We start from the raw sequence: 19,611 nt of genomic DNA on the forward strand, positions 1-19,611 counted from the left end.
TATTTGACTTTTTACTTAATAGAAATCAAAAATAAAAGGAAATTGTTTATAAAATGTTTAAAGTGTTTAAGATCATGTTATAGGCTTCTTCAGTCTGATTCAGCGCATATGGTGGACAAATGTATCCCAGAACAAAGTAATAATTACCTGTTTCTATAATTGTAACTTTTTGGGCTACATCTGGGCCGCGTGTTCCAAATTGAGATGCTTTAATGTTCCCAATATCAGCAGTTTCAACGGTTGAATTTGTGGTATTCATCACTATTGTATTCGTTCCTGGAAGCTGTAATGTCCCTTGAGATTTCCTTTGCATTTGAATAACAATATATGATGTTGGACTTTGTGTATTTGGAATATTTGCTGTTAAAGTGACTTCAGAATACAATGAGTTATTGGTAAAATCTCCTACTACATGGTTCTGACCCCATGATTTTGGATATTCGAAATACAGTTTACCTGTGTTAAATACGTTATTTCCAAACGAAAGAGCTGCTATAATAGCAATAATCACTACTACTGCAACGATTATTCCTGGCAGAATTAAACGGTTACGTTCCATTTTATCACCAAAGTTAAAAGTATTATTATATATTTTAATAAATGATACTTATACTTATCCTTAAAAATGCAAAAATGGTTATTTCTATCCAATTAAGTTACTTCACTTTTTAGAAAGATTTTTTAGTGGTAGGATTTTAGGGCTTTGTATTTTGGACTCCGTAAACTTCATTAACTTCCAAGTATATAGTACATTTATTACTTATATGGCTTGTTTGTACTAAGTGGGGGGTGATAAATATGGCTGAAGGAAATTATTTATTAGGTATTTTAGCAGTAATACTTGGTATTTTGGTGATCGCATTCCCACTTTTCAGAGTCTTTACTGCCAGTGTACTTGCCGGGTTTGCCATAATCTTTTTGGGAATCTGGGTACTGGTTCAAAGTTTAGGTGTTTGGAGTACCAGCAAAGCAGGTAGTGTAGCATATTTAATACTGGGTCTTATTGCTATAATAGGAGGTATTGGTTTATTTGGAAATATACTTGCATTTAGCTTCTTAGCAAGTTTCTGGCTCTTCTTTGCAGGATTTTTCCTCATAATAGCAGGAATAATGTCCTTATTTGCTAAAGAAGGAACTGTTACTAAAGGATCTGGTGGATTGGGAGTTATTCTCGGTATTTTATACATAATATTGGCTTCATATGCATGGAATCCCTATTATTTAGCAGTATTAATAGGAATATGGCTAATAATCGAGGGTATTGCTCTATTCTTTGTTAGTCCATCTGAATTGGTAAAGCCATCTGTTCAAGAATAAAAAAATTTCTTAAAATGAACAAGCCATTTAATTTAAAATCAAAGAAAGATTTGAGGATATTATGTCTAAAGAAGGCCAATATAAATGGGGAGTAGTTATAATTGCATGTATGGCAATTTTTATTATTGTACTGGACTCATCAGCTATGAATGTAGCAATAACTACGTTAGTTGTGGATTTAAACACGACATTATCGACTATTCAAGCCATAATTGCTTTATACGCCCTGATTATTGCTTCATTTATGTTGTTAGGGAGTAAGCTTCAGGATATTCTTGGTAGAAAAAAGACATTTCTTCTGGGATTAGCAATATACGCTAGTGGAACCACTATAGCGACCTTGAGCATCAATGCTCATATGCTCCTTATAGGTTGGGCTATTCTGGAAGGAATAGGTGCGGCTATGATTTTACCGGCAACTACAACCATAGTTGGGGCTGCTTACGAAGGTAAAGATAGAATCACTGCTTTTGGAATTTGGGGAGGTATAGCAGCAATGGGTGCTGCAATTGGCCCAATAGTAGGGGGAATTTTCACTACATACATTACATGGAGGCTGGTATTTGGATCAGAACTTGTTTTCGTTGCAATTATACTAATTTTCAGGCATTACTTAAGCGAATCAAAACCAACCTTGAAATGGAAAGATTTAGACAAAGTTGGAGTGTTACTTTCAATAGTATCCCTAATTTTGATTGTCCTTGGCATTTTATTATTAACAAGACCTCAATATTGGGAATATGTAGCAGTATTAATAACTTCAGGCTCAATTCTCTTTGTGCTCTTCTTGTTATGGCAGAGGAGAAGAATTAAAAAAGATTTAGAGCCTCTTTCAGATATATCTCTCTTAAAAAATCGTGTATTTGGATTAGGTAATATAAACTCTATTATACAACAAATACCTTTAGCAGGGTTTCTTTTTATAATTCCTGTATTTCTGCAGCAGGTTACTAAACTTAATGCATTTATGACTGGAGTTGCTCTTTTACCTGCATCTATTACCATTCTTTTGTTTTCATTACTGGGTGCCAGGTTATCATCCAGATTAAATTCAAAATATATCTTGATAATGGGATTTATTATTTCAGCAGCTGGAACATTCCTATTAGGCAACTCATTTAACATAAACACTCAAATAGTGGATATTGTACCTGGAACAGTTGTATTTGGGATAGGAATTGGTCTTTTACTTTCACAGCTTACTAATCTCACCATGTCTGCTGCAAGAAGTGATCAGGAAACTGATGCTGCTGGTTTCCTTAATGCATTTAAAAATTTAGGTTATTCTATGGGGACAGCTTTAATAGGAGTTTTACTCTTACTTGGAATATTCATTGGTCTTACTAGCGGAATAGAAGCATCAGGCATAGCTGAAAACATGACCACAGAACAGATACATGACAGTCTTTTTAACTATGTGGAAAAAATGCAGACAGTTAATCCTCAAAATATACCTCCACAAATAGTACCACAAGCCTCACAGATTGTTGATTCCACTATTAGCTCTGCAATGAAGCAGACATTCAATGTTTTAACGTTAATTCTGCTTTTAGGGTTTATTATCAGTATTTTTATATCGAAAAGCAGGAAATCATAATTTATCTTAATTTTTAGGTTTTTTATTCATTATTCAACTGTTCTTTGATTTTACGAGCATAGAGGTTTGATAAAGGCGAAGCAGTGATTCCATGGGCAAAAATGCTGAATAAAACTGTTATTAGAACGGTTAATAAGACTGTATTAAGGCCTGGAAAAGAATGTAGTCGTTCTATTGCTATAAGAACTAAAACAATGGATGCAAGACCTCTGGGACCAAACCATCCAATAAACAGAATAGAATTTTTATTTAACTTAGTTCCAATCAGGGATACGGCAACAGGTATCATTCTAATTACAGTTAAGCTTAAAATAGCATATAAAACAATTTGCCAGGTTACACTACCAATTAAGGAGGCTAAAATAACTCCTAAAAGGAAAAATACAGCTAGATTTAATAATTGCCCCTCTTCTGCGGTGAAATCAGTTAAAATCTCTCCCGCATCTTTAATCACATAACCGGTGGCTAATCCTCCTATAAATGCAGCTATAAATCCACTTCCGCCTATTTCATCAGCTATTATGAATGAAATAAGTGCCATGGCTAAAAATCCAATTCTTTGATATGTTGGAGTTATCCAGTCCCTATTTCTGGCTTTAATTATTAATAAACCTCCAATTATCCCAACACTCAGTCCAATCAGCACTCCTAAACCTATTTGTTCCAATGCTACTTCTATAAAGAGTCCTATTGGTCTAAAAGTTTCTTCAGCAAGACCAATAGCTATGAAAACAAGGAGAAAAGGAACTGATAATCCATCATTTAGCCCACTTTCTATTTCCAGCGTTTTACGTATGCCATCAGGTAATTTTTTATTTTTAACAACTATTTGTCCTAAAGCTGCATCAGTGGGAGCAAGAACAACCCCAATTATGCCCGCTTCCCAAATGGTAAGATCTGTAAATAACAAAGCAGCAATTATAATTCCTAGAATTATGGTTAACGTTAAACCTATGCCCAGTAATCGTGTTGGTAGATTGTTTCCTCTAAGCGATCCTGGTCCAATTCGAGATGCATCGCTAAATAGGACGAGTACTAGTGCTATTTCTGCAATTAGAAGTACTATATCTGATATTGGAGGGTTTCTAATATCAATATAACTCGTTATAAGCCATCCAATCAGTAAACCAGCCGCAATAAAAACCATATGGGCAGTAATAATGCTTCCAGCTAATCTTTTTGAAAATAATGCAAAAATAAATGTTGTAACAAAAAAAATTAATATTTCATTCATTTTGTTCACTTAATCCTTAGTACAATAGGGATGGATTTTCACGATGATTTATATCTTTTTTCTTGATATCAGCTTCTTCAAGCTTACTGTAAGTCTTCATTAAGTCATTTAAGAATATATCTACCATATCCCTTCCAAAATTCTCTTTAATAACCATTCTCACTACTGCAATGTCTTCTGCAGTTATTGTATAAAGATCTCTTTTTAGGGGTAAGCTTCAGTTCTACATCAAAATAGCGTGCAAACTTCTCCCATACTGTATGCACATCTGCTCCCATCACAATGTTGGGTTTATTATAGGATTTTCCTTCAGCCTGGCGGCGCTTTTTCCATGTCCATTTATGAGCTAAAAGTCCAAGCATAATTGCTTCAGAGGATCCGATAGTGCCTGTACCTATGGATTTGCAATCAGATGGGGCATTAAAAAGCCGAGCTAGCATGTTTACAGCTCTATCCTGTATTTTTTCCGTTTGAGGATACTCATCTAGTTATCCACATAGTTTTTATCCATACTTTCCATTATCAGCCTGTCAGCTTCGCCTTCCATCCATGTTGTTACAAAGCTGGCTAGATTTAAAGCAGGATTTCCGTCCAGATTTAATTCATCATGGATTAGTTGATAAGCTGCCCTTGAAGGCATACCTTCTTCTGGCATTTCATATTTAGGAACGCTTTTAGAAAAATATCGACTTCCATAAGTGGTTGTATAAGCTGTATGTTCCTTTTCTTCTTTATTCATCTTACTTAAATCATGTTTTCGAGATAACATGTTGATTCTCCTTTATACTCGGAATAAGTTCTTAATTATGTTATTAATAATTAATATTAAGTAAATGATTGTCATTATATTTTTGCATTTCAGATTTGCGCCTGATTGAGAATATCAAAAATCGATGATTACTTATGATTTAAAAACAATGTATTATTATGATGAAATTTGTTTAAAATAATACGTAATGACACTGAATTTCGTATCTAATCTAAAAAACTCTATCTTGTCTTATAGAATAAAATAAAAGAGATGCATTAAAATGAAAAAAATTGCAGTTGTTTTAATGGCTATTTTAGTTTTAATGGTTCTTGCATCTGGATGTATCAGTAATAGTAGCAATAATTCAAAGTTAAACACTTCTGGAGGTTCAAATATGAAAAGTAATTCAGATATAATAGTTCAAATTAATTCTGATAGTTCATGGAGTGGTATATTAACATATAATAATGGAACTCAAACTATAAAAGGAGAAAGAAGTGCTTCATACAATTTAGGTCAGAATCCAGGCTCTGTAAATCTTATTTTACGAAAAACTGGCAATGCTGGAACTTTAAATGTACAACTAATTAAAGATGGGAACGTTGTTGTTAATCAAAGTACTTCTGGAGGTCAGGGAGTTATATCTATAAATTATTCTTCATGACCTTATTTTGACTTAAGAGGCACTAATAATTAGAAATATGGAAAAAATCTAAACGATTAATAGGCTTAAAATCATGAAAGGGGATAGATGGACGTTAAAAATAGAACTTATCTATTTTCAAAAATTAATTACATGACAGCCTCTAACTTGTGGAATAGTAATTAATAGATTAGTCGACATGTAAATTTGGCTTTATGGGAGGAACAAAGTGTTTGAAATTTTGAGAAATAACCAGAAACTCACTTTACTCGTAATTTCTTTAGGTGCGTTTATGGGATTTTTAGATGTGTCTATAGTTAATGTTTCTCTTCCTACAATGGCCAAATTCTTCGGAGTCAGCACTAGTTCCGTATTTTGGGTTATCTTGATATATATGATAGTCCTTGGAAGTTTTCTCATTGCTTTTGGAAAGTTAGCACAACAAAAGGGCTATAAAAAGGTTTTTCTTACAGGATTTTTTTTATTTATCATAGGTTCAGCCATGAGCGGCCTTGCTCAACATTTTGATACATTAATTATGGCTCGTTTTATTCAAGCAGTTGGTGCTGCTATGTTTTCTGCGATAACCGCGGCTATGGTAGCTATTTACCTTCCAGAAAATGTAAGGGGCAGAAATATGGGAATTATTGCTACAATGGGTTCTCTGGGAATGGCATTGGGGCCAGTCCTGGGTGGTTTTATCACTCAATACATAAATTTCCACTGGATATTCTATATCAATATTCCTATTGGGATTTTTGCCATAATAATGGGAAAAGCTGTTTTTGAAGAAACAGAGATCCAACCGGGTAAAATCGATGTTTTCGGCATAATTTTAATATTTATAGCTCAAACAACCTTGATATTTGCCCTAAACAAAGGACTTGATTTTGGATGGACTTCTTCAATTATATTGGGAAGTATCATTACATCAATAATTTTCTGGGCATTGTTCATTTTCCAGGAGTCTAGAACCTCAGAACCTCTTCTTGACATGAATTTTGTGCGTATACGTCAGATAGCTCTTGCAATTGCAGGCAATTTTTTCTTTAACATGCCCTATTCGGGAGCAGTTGTTCTATTACCGTTCTACTTTGAGTTAGCCAAAGGATTCAGCGTAAGTCAATCTGGTATGGCTCTTGCTATCATGCCTATCGCTATTATGATTGTAGGCCCTCTAGCAGGGATTCTTTCTGATAGAATAGATCCAAATCGAGTATCTTTAATAGGAGCATTGATTGGTATTTTGGCTTGTGTCCTCATAGCTTCATTTAACCCTTTATCAAGTCTTGTATTCATCGCCGTTGCTTTTTTAGTAATGGGAGCATCAGTGGCTACTTTTAATCCGCCTAACACTAAATTTGTCATTGGAGAAAGCCCGATTCAATATAGGGGAATAGCTTCTGGGCTTGTAAACACATCTCGAATGATGGGTAATGGTTTTGGAGTGGCTATTTTGATTACTTCTGCAGTTATGGCCATCTTTGCAGGAGCAATGCCTGGAACCATTGCAGATATAACACCAGACCTTGTATCTGCAGGAATTCGTAATGCTTTTTTAATTGGGGCAGTTATTATGGTAATTGCATTGATTTTAATATCTTTGACTATAAAAAAGCAGGAAATCAAATAAGATCAACCAGGATCGTAATCTAAAATGGAATTTGTAATAATTAGCAAAATATTTGAATGTAGGAAAAAAAATTGGAATAGTTTTAGCTGGATTTTCCTCCATGTTTATCATACTTGCAATTTTCCTTACTGGAATTAGTTTTCGAAAATTAGTAGCTATGGGAAATTTTGTGAGTTACTCTTTCATATCGGGGATTATTGTAGTGATTTTTGAAGCCCTAACTGCATACAGTGTGGCTAATGACCTGTTCTTTGGTGGGTTGATGGAAAAAATCACTATTTTTACCTTCTTAGTGTGGGTTATGGTATTTTCATAAGTTATTTTAAAGAAAACACAACCACATTTTAATTTTTTGAATATTCTGTTTTTAAATTAAAAGAGTATTTAAATTCATTTCAAACCATTATAACGCTTTATTTTCTCTCATAATAAATTTTATTATTTATTAAAAAACTACCTTCTAAATTTCCTTTCGTAATTACTCACCACTGGCTTATTCTTTTCAGATTTTCTGAAAGGCTTTTTAAATTCAAAATCTCCTTCAATAGCCCGATTAATCAAGTTTTCTACTTTATCGGGACCTGGAACATCATAAAGTTTCATTGTGGTAAAATCATGGCCGCTGTATATTTCTATATCTCCACTTGCTATGATACGTTCTATTATCCCCTGCGAAACCCTTATATCCTGAATTTTGTCAAAGTGAATTGAAGACCTTTTTTTACGGAGTATACCTTTTTTAGAGATTATTCTTGTATTTGTAATGATATATGATGTGTACTTCCATGAAAGCAGATCCCCGATGATCCAAAGAAACAGCACAAAGATTAAGACTAACAGAATAATTGTAACAGATTGTACAAGGGGAACCTGAACATAATTAATGATAAAATTTTGCAAAGCTGCCGCCAAAGACATTGTATCTCTAAAGAAATATACTATGAACACTATAACCATGAATTTGATTAAAGCAGACTTCAAATACATTAAAAAGTGCGGTCTTGTTTTAAAAACTACTTCTTCTCCTGAACGAACTTCCCGGGTACTTCTCATTTAAATCACTGTTTTTTTATTCATAACACTAATTTAGAGTTAGTAATCTTAATATATTTAATGTAAGCCAGAAACCTATTTAAGAACCTGGATCTTAAAAGTGATTGAAGGTGTCAAGAAGAAGGAACTGGTATGATCACAGAAAGAATACAGATTAATGAAACCAATATTTTGCTTAAAACAGATTTAATGAATCATAGATTGGATAAATTCATTTTAAAACAACGTATGGAGCTTATAAATTATATACGTAAAAACAGGGAATTTTTACTATCTTTCGAACCTGTAAACATGGATGAAGGGCCTTTTATAGCTAAGATAATGGCTAAAGCCGGTGAAATCGCTGATGTAGGTCCAATGGCAGCTGTTGCAGGGGCCATGTCTGAGCTTTCAATGAAATATTTGGTGAATAAAGGTGCGGAATATGTAATAATAGAAAATGGTGGAGATATTGCACTTAAAACCAATAAAGATGTTGTGATGGGCCTTTATGCCGGAACTTCATCACTTTCAGGACAAATTGGTTTTAAAATAAAGCATGAAAAGACTCCTATGGGAATTTGCACATCTTCAGGTACAGTAGGTCATTCCATAAGTCTTGGAAGGGCAGATTCTGTCACCGTATTTGCTGATGAGGCCAGTGTTGCTGATGCACTTGCAACCAGCATTGCAAATGAAGCTAAAGGTGATTTAGATGAAGATGCTGTTCAAAGCTGTCTTGATAGGGCTGATGATTTTAAGTTCTATTTCAGAGGAGTTATGATAGTTGTAGGGGGGTCAGCAGGAACAATTGGAAAAATCCCAGAGCTTATAAAAACAGATAAAAAGGTTGTTTTGGGAGATTTATTTGATATATATTGATAGCTTTTGTATTATCCTTTATCTGTATTTTGAAATTAAAAATCTCACAAAAATATTAATTAATCCTCCAAAAACTCCAAAAATAATGAGTATTAAAAGAGGACCAACCATTTCCAGTGTAACAAAATAAGACATTTCATTGCTAAATGTTATATTGCTCCTGAAAATCAGGAGAATTAAACCAGCAACTAAACCAACAATAGCTGCATTTAATGTAACATCATTATTTTTTACTGTTAAAGATGATACTAAACCACCAAGTACAAGGAGAAGTAATGCATAATTTTCATTAAATATCAATAATTGAGGTATTAAAACGACTAAAATTCCTGCAATTATTGATGATATTGTAATAATTGTTTCTTTAGCTGAATGTTCTTTAATGAAATTTGAATGATTTTTTTCAAAATGTGAATTAAAATTTTGAACATATTTTAACTTGCCTCCGCATTCACAGGATTCAAAATACACGAAAACTTCGTTTTTCATGTCCCAAAATCGAAGATTTTGAGGATTTTCTGGAGATTCTCCTTCCTTTAGTTTATAGTGACCTCCACACTTTTTGCAGATAAGATAAGACATTAACCCACCAAAATTATTATAATTATATAATAATGTATTATTTAAACTTCAAACCTAATATAGTTTAAAGCTTAAGGGGTTGTAAAGTTAAGCCTCAGTTCGCCCATCATTCATCACCAATCAGAGCTCATAGGGTTCATCATTGGCTTAAAAAACTAAAAAATAAAGGAGTTTAACCGTACATTACGCCGGTTTCTCTTCTAACTTCTTCTTCTTTTTCAAGTCCCACAATCTTATCAATAGCGTCCATGAAGTCGTTCATTGTAACAGTGGATCTCTCTTCCCTTATTGCAAACATACCTGCTTCTGTACATATTGCTTTAAGATCAGCGCCTGAAGCACCTTCTGCAAGCGATGCTACAAGCCTTACATCCACTTCTTCACTCAAAGACATGCTTTTGGTGTGAATATTTAATATTTCCATTCTACCATCTTCGTTTGGTATAGGTACTTCTATGAACCGGTCAAATCTTCCAGGACGTAAAAGTGCAGGATCCAGTATGTCCGGTCTGTTGGTTGCTGCAACTATCCCAACATCGCCTCTGGCTTCAAACCCGTCCATTTCTGCTAGAAGCTGCATCAGTGTCCTTTGGACTTCCCTGTCACCACTGGTGGAACTTTTAAGCCGCTTGGCTGCAATTGCATCAATTTCATCAATAAAGATTATACTTGGGGCTTTTTCTTTTGCAAGTTCGAATACGCCTCTAACAAGTCTTGCACCTTCACCAATGTATTTTTTAACGAACTCTGATGCTACAATTTTTATGAATGTTGCATTGGTTTCGTTAGCAACTGCCTTTGCAAGTAAGGTCTTACCTGTTCCTGGAGGACCATAAAGCAGCACTCCTTTTGGAGGTTCAATTCCAATGTTTGTAAATAATTCAGGTTTTTTAAGCGGCAACTCTACAGTCTCTTTAATTTCAACTACCTGTTCTTCAAGCCCACCTATTTCCGCATAACTTACATCTGGCCTTTCATCAACTTCCATTCCTGTTATAAGTGGGTCTTTCTCTGATGGCAAGACATTTACAATACTGAATGTCTGTTGATTTAAAGCTACCCTTGCACCAGGTTCAAGTGAACTTGTATCTAATAAACGTGAATATCCAATTACAAAATGAGGTCCAGTGCTGCTTTTTACTACAAGTTTTCCATCTTCTAATACTTCTGTAATGGTAGCTACTACAAGTGGTGGAGATCTGAATCTTTCAATCTCTCCTCTAAGGGATTTTACTTCCCTGTCAAGCCTCATTTTTTCATTTTCAACTAAAACTTTGTCCTTTTCAAGTTTTCTTACTTTCCACATTAAGTTTCTTTTTGTTTTAGTATTCTCTTCTTTTAGGAGTTTTATTTCCCTTTTAAGATCTTCGGTCTTTTTCATTATATTTTTGGACATGTTTTCCATGATCCGTACTCACTCCTGAATTTTTCATATCAGCGAACACGAAGTGTTCGGGCATTCAAACATTTCATGCCTTCTGTATTTGGTTAAAAAATATATAAATAGTTCAAGTCATATTTTAGTTTTAATAATATTTAAATATTGAGGTACAGATATAATGAAAAAAAGATTAGTACAACCTGTTTAATTTAAAAAAATAAATTATTTAAAAAAGGGTTAATCAACTAATTATGAAAGAATGTTTTTCAAGTGGATCAATTGTTTTAGTACAGGGATAACATGAGATGCGAGATATGTGGAAAGAAAATAATTGGAAAGCCAACAAAAACAAAAATTGAAAGCTCAATTATGGTTACATGCAATGAATGTGCTAAGTTTGGAAAAATACAAAGAGAACCACCAAAACCAGTAAAACATAGGCCGATTAAGAGCGCCCGGAGATTTAGAGAACCTTCAGAAGAGGTTGTAGAGGATTATAATAAAATAATAAGAGCTGCAAGGGAAAGGAATAACTGGTCTCGTGAGGAACTTGCCGAAAAATTGTATGAAAAGGCTTCTGTGGTAAACAGAATTGAATCTGGAAAAATGATTCCTGACATAAAGCTTGCAAGAAAATTAGAAAGAACATTAAATATAAAACTAATTGAAAAACAGGATGACGTACAAAGAGAAGATATAGGATCTATCGCCTCTAAAGGCGCTACAATTGGAGATATAGCTCGAATTAAGAGAAATTAAATTTAGATTGAATCTGTGTTCAATTCCTAATTTAACATCCTTTTATGGGAATAATAACCTTTAAGTGGAGGTAAAATAGTATAAAGTTGTTTTATTTCCTTAAATTCGCTGTATTCATCACTTACAACTACTATGTGTGCTGGGGGATGTATTTTTTTTATATGCATTATACTTTTTGTTGTATCTTCTAAAACTTTTACAATAACTGCTATTTTACTTTCTGTCCTTAAATTCTGTTTAAGAATTCTCTTTGCAAGCAGGTCTGCTTTTTTAGAATCAAGTATTTTAGGTTTACCTGCTATTTTTAAACTGGCATGCCTTTCAATGTCTGCAAGTGCATTTAAAAGTTTTTCCTGGTTGTCTGCCCGAATTAAAATTAAAGCCATTTTCATCACTTTTAAAATAAAATTTTTAGATTTTATCTATTTTTAAACGATTTTATCAGACTGCTTCTAAATAAAACCAGCAACACTAAAATTAGACCAATTGCAGTTTGTATATTCCCAATTAAGTCAAGAATAGATGAGCTTACTGGTAAGTCCCATGGCGGGGATGATCTACGGTCTGGAAGAGGTTTAAAATATACTCCCACTGCTCTTGATCTTTCTACAGTGTTGATGTCCTTTGGTTCCACGTGATTGACCCCTACCAAAATCCCATTATCTATTGCCCGGTTAATACTATTTGCTATTTCCACGTTGTTGTATCCTTTTTTCCGGACAGTTAAAGCAACAATTTCTCTTGTTGTTGATTTTATGCCAAGTTCATCAGATCCATATACTGAGACCTGTACTGATTGACCACTTACTGTAAGTGCATTACCCAAAGCATCATAAGCATAGATGGTTTTAAGAGGTGTTCCATCATTTGGACAAACCTGATAATTTTCTGCAGCAGGAAAACCAATACTCCAACCATCTGTTGGACATACTTTACTGTAAGGAGAGTTCATAGGATAACCAGTTGTATTCAACTTTTCTGGAGTGAACATGTCTCCGGTAGTCACTCCTGAAACCAGATTTGCCCCCCCACCACCGTATTTTTCACCAGCGTCATTTGATATCTGTTTAAAGGCCTGTCCAAGTATATATGTGGCAGAGTAACCGTCCCTTATCATTTTTCCGATGTTTACTGCAGTTTCCTGACGTACGCTAGTCGCTGTTCCATACATAGGATTACCCTGGGTGTTTCTCAAGTGAATTATAGCTCCTTTCTTTCCGGCAGGTAAAACTGCAGTCCCTCCAGTGTAGGGAGTAACTGTAATTGTTCCATCATTTTCCACCATTACCACATAAGCATCAAATGAACCGCCCACTGCAGCGCCCCTGGTAGCAGTCCCAACCATTATCCTGACTCCTGGAAATGATCCTGCAGCAGATGCAGCTTCTTCTGGTGATGCTCCTGCTTTAAGACGGTTAATGGTTTCCACAACAGAACCCAACCGAGCAATAGAATCACCTTCACCCCCAGAAAGAACGGCAAAATTATTATCCTTTGAAAGTAAAAAGGTAGACTGAAACATGTTTTGAGCAAAAGACATACTCCCTGCTGCAGCTCCGTTAGGGTCTCCTCCAGTAGGATCCGTAATTATAACTATGTTACCTGTTGCTGCTGCAGGTGCAATCAGCATATTAATTGTAAGAATAAATAAAAGTAATTTTATCATATTTTTCATCGTATTTCTACCTCATACTTCTGCTGAAGGATTTACTCCTGTAGGGGCTACCTGTAGATTCGAGAAATCTTCTATAACATTTACTGTAACAATTCCCTTTTCTTTATCCACTTTAACATCCGCAGCCACTATTGGGGTTAATCTTGTGCCGGGAATAGTAGTTAATGTTGCAAACTTTTTAGCGCTTTCTATGGCTTCACTTAGGGGTAATTCTCGTTTTCCGGTTACAAGTGTGTCTCCCCTGATATAACTTCCTGATCTAAAACCTGACTGTGCTATGTTACCTCTAATTGAATCAGTTGGGACTATGTCATTTCCTTTTATAATTACTCCAGATACTGGCACACCCTGATCTGAGCCTGTATTTGTAGCATAAGACATATAACTCATAGTTCTTCCTGAAACGATTAATATAAAGGCCAGCATCAGAATGATTAAAGTATCTCTTCTTATTTTTAGGAACATTTCACTCACCGAAAGTTAATGCACTGTTATTTTGTATTAACATGTTATTTTAAGGATTTTCAACATCTAAAAATCTAAAATTTTATTTAAAAGTCCATTTGCAGGATCCATACCCTGTGCCCCAATTAATAAAATTGTATCATTGCTTTTTGATGATCTAAGTACCTTTTCTAATGCATCATATAGTCTTTCATAAAAGATATATTTTATCCCTTTCTTTTGGAGAGTGTCCATAAAAACTTTTTTCTCATTGTCCTTAACCATGTTCAAATCATCCACAACATCGCTGCTACTTGTTATAATGAGTTTATATGGGATATTTTTAAGCCCTTCTGCAATGGCTTCTGCATTAATTTGATTAATAAATTCACCTCTTGAACCTCTAATAGCTGAAACAACATAAAAATTCTCATTTGCCATTAATGCAGCATTTTTTATTGTGGCCTTTATTCCATCAGGATTATGTGCAAAATCATCTATGATGCACGGATTTTTATTAATTATTGTAAAACGCCTATTTAAAGGAGTGTATGATTTAAGAGCATTTCTAATTATTTCAGGATCAACTTTCAAACTTAATGCCGCGCCTACAGCAGCCATGGTGTTTTGAATAAAATGATTGCTTTTAAAGGGCAGATCCTCTTTTTTTATCAAAACATCTCCTTTATAAGAAATTCCATCATCAAGCAGATCTATGTCTCTATTTTTCCCAAAAAACAGAATCTCATTTGATGTAAGATTTTCCATCTTTTTTACGAGAGGATCATCCGAGTTCAAAACTAAATGACCATTTTCTTTTTTAAGTGCTTTTACAGCCCCAGAAGTTTCATCATAGGTTTCTTCTATGGAGTTTACAAGACCTATATGATCCAAAGCCACGTTAGTTATAACAACCACATCAGGATCAACTGCAGAGGTCATTAGAAAAGCATGATCTTGCATTATGTTATTAAGCCATCCCTGTACTTCAGAAACTTCTATAACCATTGCGTCTATGTCATGTTCAAATTCAGCTATTTGTTTGGAAACCATTGGATCAATGAGGGTATTAAATTCAGATTTTGAGTCAGTATTGGTATAGGTGCTATATCCTGATTCATTCAAAATGCTATAAATCATGTGAGCAGTTGTTGACTTCCCGTTAGTTCCGGTTACCACAACACGCAGTGAATTCCTGGCAAATTTATTAATTGCCCACTTTATGGCAAATGCACTGGCAAGTTCAATTTTTTCGGTAACTATTAATGAGAGTCCTAATTTTTCGGCGGCTTTCAAAATCCCACAAAATCTTCGATTTTGGGGCCTTCGAAAATCTTTGATTTTCGATGCCCCGGAAATTCGTAGAATTTCCGAGGGCCCCAAACACTCCGTGTTTGAGGGCTTTGATTTTGATGCCTCGAACACTTCGTGTTCGGCGGTTTCAACTGCACCATCTTTGGGACTTTGAGTTATTAAGCATGAAACACCTTTTTTAGCGGCAATTTCTACTCCTTTTTCATCTATCCAGTGCCTTATTACTGCATCACCATTTTTTGCATCTTTTAAGATGTTAAAAATACCTTTTATTACTTTATCAGGCCCTTTTAGTTTTCCTTCTATTTTTTCTGCAATTTCTGATGCTTTAAGTTCTTTCATTTTCTCACACAGGATTAAATTATGAAGTAATGGTAGAAATAAAGTGCTATAACACATATTACAATGGTAATTAACCAGTAGAGTGCAACGATTTTCCTTTCAGAAAGCCCTTTGTAATGTAAAGTATGATGCAATGGCTCTACAGGTAACTTAATGATTTTAGCACGGTGCAAAAGGCTAACTACAACAGAAAGTATTGGAACAGAAAGTGCAATTAGTGCAAAATAAATTATATCACCTAAGAATGCTGCTGTGATATATCCTGCACCTAAAGCAAATGATCCTGTATCTCCCATGAATATTGAAGCAGGATACCTGTTCAGTGCAAGGAAACCGAATGACACACCAGCAAGTGCAATAAATGGAATCGAGCCATCAGTGTTTCCAGTAAAAATGGAGAAAATTGCGCATGCAGTGGATGCTATTGCCAGTATACCTGCTGCAAGGCCGTCCATACCATCAATCAGGTTTACAGAATTTATTGCACCAATTATACCAAATATTATCACTGGAATTACAAAGATCCCAAGATCAAATCCAAGCACCGCAGAACTAACTGCACCGGAGCCTATCAAAAACAGGGAAATTAAAAATTGGGCGAATATTTTTTCGCTTTCTTTAACTTCGCTTTTTATAGGTGTTTCCCCTATTATTTCAACGTTCTTTTCTTTTAGATGCTTTTTAAGGTCTTTTTTAGCCTTAGGTGTTGTAACACGTGCTTCTTCACCCGGTTTAAGCATTAATCTGCCCATTTCAATTGTAAGGGAAGAAATATTTCTGACTTTTTTTTGAATTTCTCTGGTTTTAAGGCCTATTAAGTCATCCATAAGGCCTATTATACCAGATGTAATCATCAGCATTACTGTAATGGTTAAATTAGAATTTTCAAAATAAATACATGCAGTAAGAAGAATTCCAAGAAGTATTGCAAGTCCTCCCATAGTTGGAGTTCCTGTTTTATGGCTGTGTTCTGTTACAATTGGTTTATCAGTTATATTGGCATCCTTTAAGATTTTTCTTACAAATAAAGTGAAAAATACTGTTGATATGAATGCAAGAAGAAATATGAAAATATCTATCTGTGAAATACTCAACTTACCACCTGATTTCTAATTTCAATTAATTTCTATATTTTAATCTGTATTTACATGAATTTTAATCTTTGCTTACTTTCAAGTTATTGAAACTTTTTATAATCAATATTTAACTTTTGTGCTGTATTAAATGCTTTTTCCAGAGTTTCAGCACGGATTGTGATCCGCTGGAAATTTTGAGGGCCGTGAATTATCCATGAATTGCTGCCTTTAAACTCTCTGAATTTATAATCATTTTCTTCCCTTTTATAATTCCCTACAGGTATCTCGAGAGCGCAGTATTTTTCAATTTTTTTCTCTGTTTCTTTGTAATTCCATTTACCTGTAGCCATATCAACAAGTTCATGCATAGGACTTACATTTGTGGAGGCTGCAGTTAAATATCTTGTGCCGCTTGGACGGGTGTTTATCTCTATAAAGTAGCTGATATTCTCTTTTTCATCAAATATGACATCAATATCAATAACACCTTCAGCACCTAAAAAATCAGCGATCATACTGGCTTTTTTTCTTAATTCTTCATTATCCAGACCATTTATATTTAAGGGAGCGGTTTTAAGTTTATCCAGGGGATGAGTACCTTCAATAGTTGTTTTTCCTTTATAAACCGGTACAAGAGGAACTGCTTTTCCATTATGTCTTAAAACCTCAATGGATATTTCTGTGCCATCAATAAATTCCTCTGCAAATGCACCTTCAAAATCTGGCATTATACTATTATAATCCTCTTCATTCCAGACAATTTTTACTCCACTTCCACCCTGACCTTCTAATTTTTTAACTACAGCAGGTAATTGTAGCTTTTGCCCATTTTTTGAAATTTTACTGAAAAGAGGGGTATTTATTTGATTTTTAATGAAAAATTCTTTGGTTTTAAGCTTGTCTCTGGCAGTAATAACTGTTTTTAGTGGAGATGCCACTACAGGGATTCCATAATCAGTTTCAAGCTCTTTTTTTAGCCTTGCAACTTCAATAAGAGGTTTATCTATCCCAATTAAAGGTAAAACTGCATCCACATCTTCTTTAATTGCAATTTCTTTAGGTGCTTCCATCCCCCTTGGAACAATGTAGTGAATATCTGGTAACTTCAAATTGGGTGAATCAGGGTTTGATTCTGTTAACACAGATGTAATCCCTTCATTTTTTGTATATAATGATATATCGTCGAAAAGCCTTGCTCCTATAAACAGTATCTTCATTTTTATCACTGAAAACCAGTAAATTAATATGGCAATAATATTTAATTTGGTTTAAATGTATAAAGAAGTTTATTTTTATTCATTCTCTATCTTGATTTTAACATATTTAAAACCAAACGTAAATGTCGTAAATGTATTTATGATAAACTCAGTAAAATTTATTAAAATTGATATTAGTAAGTGGTGATCGAAATGGTAAAAGAAAGACATGAAGCTATAAAGAAGAAATAGCTGAGCTTCTGGGAGTTGTGCTGCTCACTTCAGGAGCACCTGCAGTAGCTTCATGCAGAGATGTAATTAGTGGAATGATAAAAGACATTTGAGTTAATTTATTAACTCAAAAAGAGTATTTACCACGATTCCAATACTTTTTTCCACTTCTTTAGATATTCCCTCACCAAGATCCATTTTTTCAGGCTGAATACCAATTAGAATTATGTCTGCATCAATTGTGCTTTCCATGAATTTTATCAAAAATGAAACAGGCATGGCATGAGTTGAAAGGTTATAATTGACTATTTCCTCTTTTTTAACAACTCTAATATATCCGGGATCATTTTTCATTTCCACTGCATCCACTAAAATGATATGTGTGGGCTTTTCTTTCCTTATCAGGCCTGTATAATTTTCAGGTACGGTCCCTCCGTCAAAAACAACTACTTCGCCATTTTCTTCAAATAATTCAGTTAGTTTCCATGCGGTACTGGGTCCAGCAGCATCATCACCTTTTATTTCATTTCCGATGCCCAGAATAACTACTTTCCCATGATTTTTAAGAAATTTTTTCAGCTGTTGCTTTAATGCTATTTAATCCACCACCCATCCGGTAACTGAGTTTAACATTTATGCGATTTCCTATATATACACTGATTTTTTCTATAGGGACAAGTAACGGAGGATTTAACATTGGTGTAGGTCCGCAAATTATATTTTCTGTAAGAACAGTAAATGTGGTGATTTTAATTCCTGATAAAATCCCGTTTTTTAAGATTTTAAACTCAATATTCGCCTCTAAATTTTCTTCGATTCTATTTTTAAAATTAATTTCACTGTAGATTATGAAATTGCTCATTACTTCATAATAGGGTTTTTGATTTGATTCAGGGTCTTCATAACAGATGTAATCCCTATCCATACTGATAATTTCGGCACCATTTAGAATTCTGCATGGAATAACTTCTCCGTCTTTTTTAAGGAATTTTAAAATAGAATTAATCACTGGAACCTGTTCCTCATCAATTAGGGCAGTATCTAACATCTCACAAATAATCAAATCAGCCTTATCCTGAAAAATAAGTTCCTTTGCATCTTTATTAATTAGATGGATATTATCAAACGGCTTAAAATTAAATTCAGCAATATTAGCAATATTAGGATCAATTTCAACAGAATACACTGTGTTAAAATAAAAAGAAGCTAAAATAGATAAAATTCCACAGCCTGCACCAATATCATAAACAATTCCTCCGGCCTTCAAAATCTCCGATTTTGACTGCCCAAACACTTCGTGTTTGACGGCCTTCAAAATCTCCGATTTTGACTGCCCAAACACTTCGTGTTTGACGGCCTTCAAAATCTCCGATTTTGACTGCCCAAACACTTCGTGTTTGACGGCCTTCAAAATCTCCGATTTTGACTGCCCAAACACTTCGTGTTTGACGGCCTTCAAAATCTCCGATTTTGACTGCCCAAACACTTCGTGTTTGACGGCCTTCAAAATCTCCGATTTTGA

The 19,611-nt window shown here is 34.4% G+C and carries 22 protein-coding genes; 7 read left to right on the plus strand and 15 right to left on the minus strand.

Features of this window, described 5'->3' with window-relative positions:
• Positions 1–46: 46 nt before the first annotated feature.
• A complete protein-coding gene (locus PQ963_00555) occupies positions 47–559 on the minus strand; it encodes a hypothetical protein (protein ID MEN4028162.1) in 513 nt (170 codons plus the stop codon).
• 239 nt (positions 560–798) lie between these two features.
• On the opposite strand from PQ963_00555, the gene PQ963_00560 reads away from it, so the two are divergent.
• Positions 799–1,317 carry a DUF308 domain-containing protein gene (locus PQ963_00560; GenBank protein MEN4028163.1) on the plus strand — a complete coding sequence of 173 codons (519 nt, stop codon included), beginning with the start codon at positions 799–801 and terminating at the stop codon, positions 1,315–1,317.
• 61 nt (positions 1,318–1,378) lie between these two features.
• Positions 1,379–2,914 (plus strand): MFS transporter, encoded by a 1,536-nt coding sequence (locus PQ963_00565; protein ID MEN4028164.1) that lies wholly within the window; start codon positions 1,379–1,381, stop codon positions 2,912–2,914.
• Positions 2,915–2,936: 22 nt separating this feature from the next.
• On the opposite strand, the gene PQ963_00570 is transcribed toward PQ963_00565, so the two are convergent.
• The 3 genes from PQ963_00570 to PQ963_00580 all read right to left on the minus strand — a co-directional run bounded on the left by PQ963_00570 (position 2,937) and on the right by PQ963_00580 (position 4,917).
• Positions 2,937–4,148: a cation:proton antiporter gene (locus tag PQ963_00570; protein ID MEN4028165.1), complete on the minus strand. Its 1,212-nt coding sequence runs from the start codon at positions 4,146–4,148 to the stop codon at positions 2,937–2,939.
• A 146-nt stretch (positions 4,149–4,294) separates the two neighbouring features.
• Complete coding sequence (locus PQ963_00575; GenBank protein ID MEN4028166.1) at positions 4,295–4,588, minus strand: pyridoxal-dependent decarboxylase; 294 nt, start codon at positions 4,586–4,588, stop codon at positions 4,295–4,297.
• A gap of 44 nt (positions 4,589–4,632) precedes the next feature.
• Complete coding sequence (locus tag PQ963_00580) at positions 4,633–4,917, minus strand: hypothetical protein (protein ID MEN4028167.1); 285 nt, start codon at positions 4,915–4,917, stop codon at positions 4,633–4,635.
• Between the two features lie 262 nt (positions 4,918–5,179).
• Here PQ963_00580 and PQ963_00585 point away from each other — a divergent pair, with 262 nt between their 5' ends.
• From PQ963_00585 to PQ963_00595, 3 genes are all read left to right on the plus strand, one after another.
• Entirely contained in the window at positions 5,180–5,563 is a 384-nt protein-coding gene (locus PQ963_00585; protein MEN4028168.1) for a hypothetical protein, read from the plus strand.
• Between the two features lie 208 nt (positions 5,564–5,771).
• Positions 5,772–7,175 carry an MFS transporter gene (locus PQ963_00590; GenBank protein MEN4028169.1) on the plus strand — a complete coding sequence of 468 codons (1,404 nt, stop codon included), beginning with the start codon at positions 5,772–5,774 and terminating at the stop codon, positions 7,173–7,175.
• 52 nt (positions 7,176–7,227) lie between these two features.
• Positions 7,228–7,491: a hypothetical protein gene (locus PQ963_00595; GenBank protein MEN4028170.1), complete on the plus strand. Its 264-nt coding sequence runs from the start codon at positions 7,228–7,230 to the stop codon at positions 7,489–7,491.
• A 137-nt stretch (positions 7,492–7,628) separates the two neighbouring features.
• Here the strand turns inward: PQ963_00595 and PQ963_00600 are convergent, their stop codons facing one another.
• On the minus strand, positions 7,629–8,228 hold the full coding sequence (locus PQ963_00600; protein ID MEN4028171.1) for a PH domain-containing protein: 600 nt from the start codon (positions 8,226–8,228) through the stop codon (positions 7,629–7,631).
• 132 nt (positions 8,229–8,360) lie between these two features.
• On the opposite strand from PQ963_00600, the gene PQ963_00605 reads away from it, so the two are divergent.
• On the plus strand, positions 8,361–9,089 hold the full coding sequence (locus tag PQ963_00605) for a UPF0280 family protein (GenBank protein ID MEN4028172.1): 729 nt from the start codon (positions 8,361–8,363) through the stop codon (positions 9,087–9,089).
• A gap of 18 nt (positions 9,090–9,107) precedes the next feature.
• On the opposite strand, the gene PQ963_00610 is transcribed toward PQ963_00605, so the two are convergent.
• On the minus strand, positions 9,108–9,578 hold the full coding sequence (locus PQ963_00610; GenBank protein ID MEN4028173.1) for a hypothetical protein: 471 nt from the start codon (positions 9,576–9,578) through the stop codon (positions 9,108–9,110).
• Positions 9,579–9,843: 265 nt separating this feature from the next.
• Positions 9,844–11,076, minus strand: a complete 1,233-nt coding sequence (locus PQ963_00615) for a proteasome-activating nucleotidase (GenBank protein MEN4028174.1) — start codon at positions 11,074–11,076, stop codon at positions 9,844–9,846.
• 276 nt (positions 11,077–11,352) lie between these two features.
• Here PQ963_00615 and PQ963_00620 point away from each other — a divergent pair, with 276 nt between their 5' ends.
• A complete protein-coding gene (locus PQ963_00620) occupies positions 11,353–11,811 on the plus strand; it encodes a multiprotein bridging factor aMBF1 (GenBank protein ID MEN4028175.1) in 459 nt (152 codons plus the stop codon).
• 26 nt (positions 11,812–11,837) lie between these two features.
• Here PQ963_00620 and PQ963_00625 read toward each other — a convergent pair whose 3' ends face one another.
• From PQ963_00625 to PQ963_00660, 8 genes are all read right to left on the minus strand, one after another.
• Positions 11,838–12,197, minus strand: coding sequence for a DUF356 domain-containing protein (locus PQ963_00625; GenBank protein MEN4028176.1), 360 nt, complete (start codon positions 12,195–12,197; stop codon positions 11,838–11,840).
• 32 nt (positions 12,198–12,229) lie between these two features.
• Positions 12,230–13,477: a hypothetical protein gene (locus PQ963_00630; GenBank protein MEN4028177.1), complete on the minus strand. Its 1,248-nt coding sequence runs from the start codon at positions 13,475–13,477 to the stop codon at positions 12,230–12,232.
• Positions 13,478–13,498: 21 nt separating this feature from the next.
• The gene (locus PQ963_00635) at positions 13,499–13,951 is read right to left on the minus strand and encodes a hypothetical protein (protein MEN4028178.1); all 453 of its coding nucleotides are present in this window, start codon (positions 13,949–13,951) and stop codon (positions 13,499–13,501) included.
• A gap of 66 nt (positions 13,952–14,017) precedes the next feature.
• Positions 14,018–15,586 carry a Mur ligase family protein gene (locus tag PQ963_00640; protein ID MEN4028179.1) on the minus strand — a complete coding sequence of 523 codons (1,569 nt, stop codon included), beginning with the start codon at positions 15,584–15,586 and terminating at the stop codon, positions 14,018–14,020.
• Positions 15,587–15,600: 14 nt separating this feature from the next.
• The gene (locus tag PQ963_00645; protein ID MEN4028180.1) at positions 15,601–16,680 is read right to left on the minus strand and encodes a glycosyltransferase family 4 protein; all 1,080 of its coding nucleotides are present in this window, start codon (positions 16,678–16,680) and stop codon (positions 15,601–15,603) included.
• Between the two features lie 83 nt (positions 16,681–16,763).
• Positions 16,764–17,879 (minus strand): ATP-grasp domain-containing protein, encoded by a 1,116-nt coding sequence (locus tag PQ963_00650; GenBank protein ID MEN4028181.1) that lies wholly within the window; start codon positions 17,877–17,879, stop codon positions 16,764–16,766.
• 324 nt (positions 17,880–18,203) lie between these two features.
• Positions 18,204–18,686, minus strand: a complete 483-nt coding sequence (gene hycI, locus PQ963_00655; protein ID MEN4028182.1) for a hydrogenase maturation peptidase HycI — start codon at positions 18,684–18,686, stop codon at positions 18,204–18,206.
• The coding region (locus PQ963_00660) for a 50S ribosomal protein L11 methyltransferase (GenBank protein ID MEN4028183.1) at positions 18,652–19,611 on the minus strand (960 nt) is incomplete at its 5' end. The genes hycI and PQ963_00660, both read right to left, overlap by 35 nt.

This window comes from Methanobacterium sp. (assembly GCA_039666455.1).
Classification (GTDB): Archaea; Methanobacteriota; Methanobacteria; order Methanobacteriales; family Methanobacteriaceae; genus Methanobacterium_D.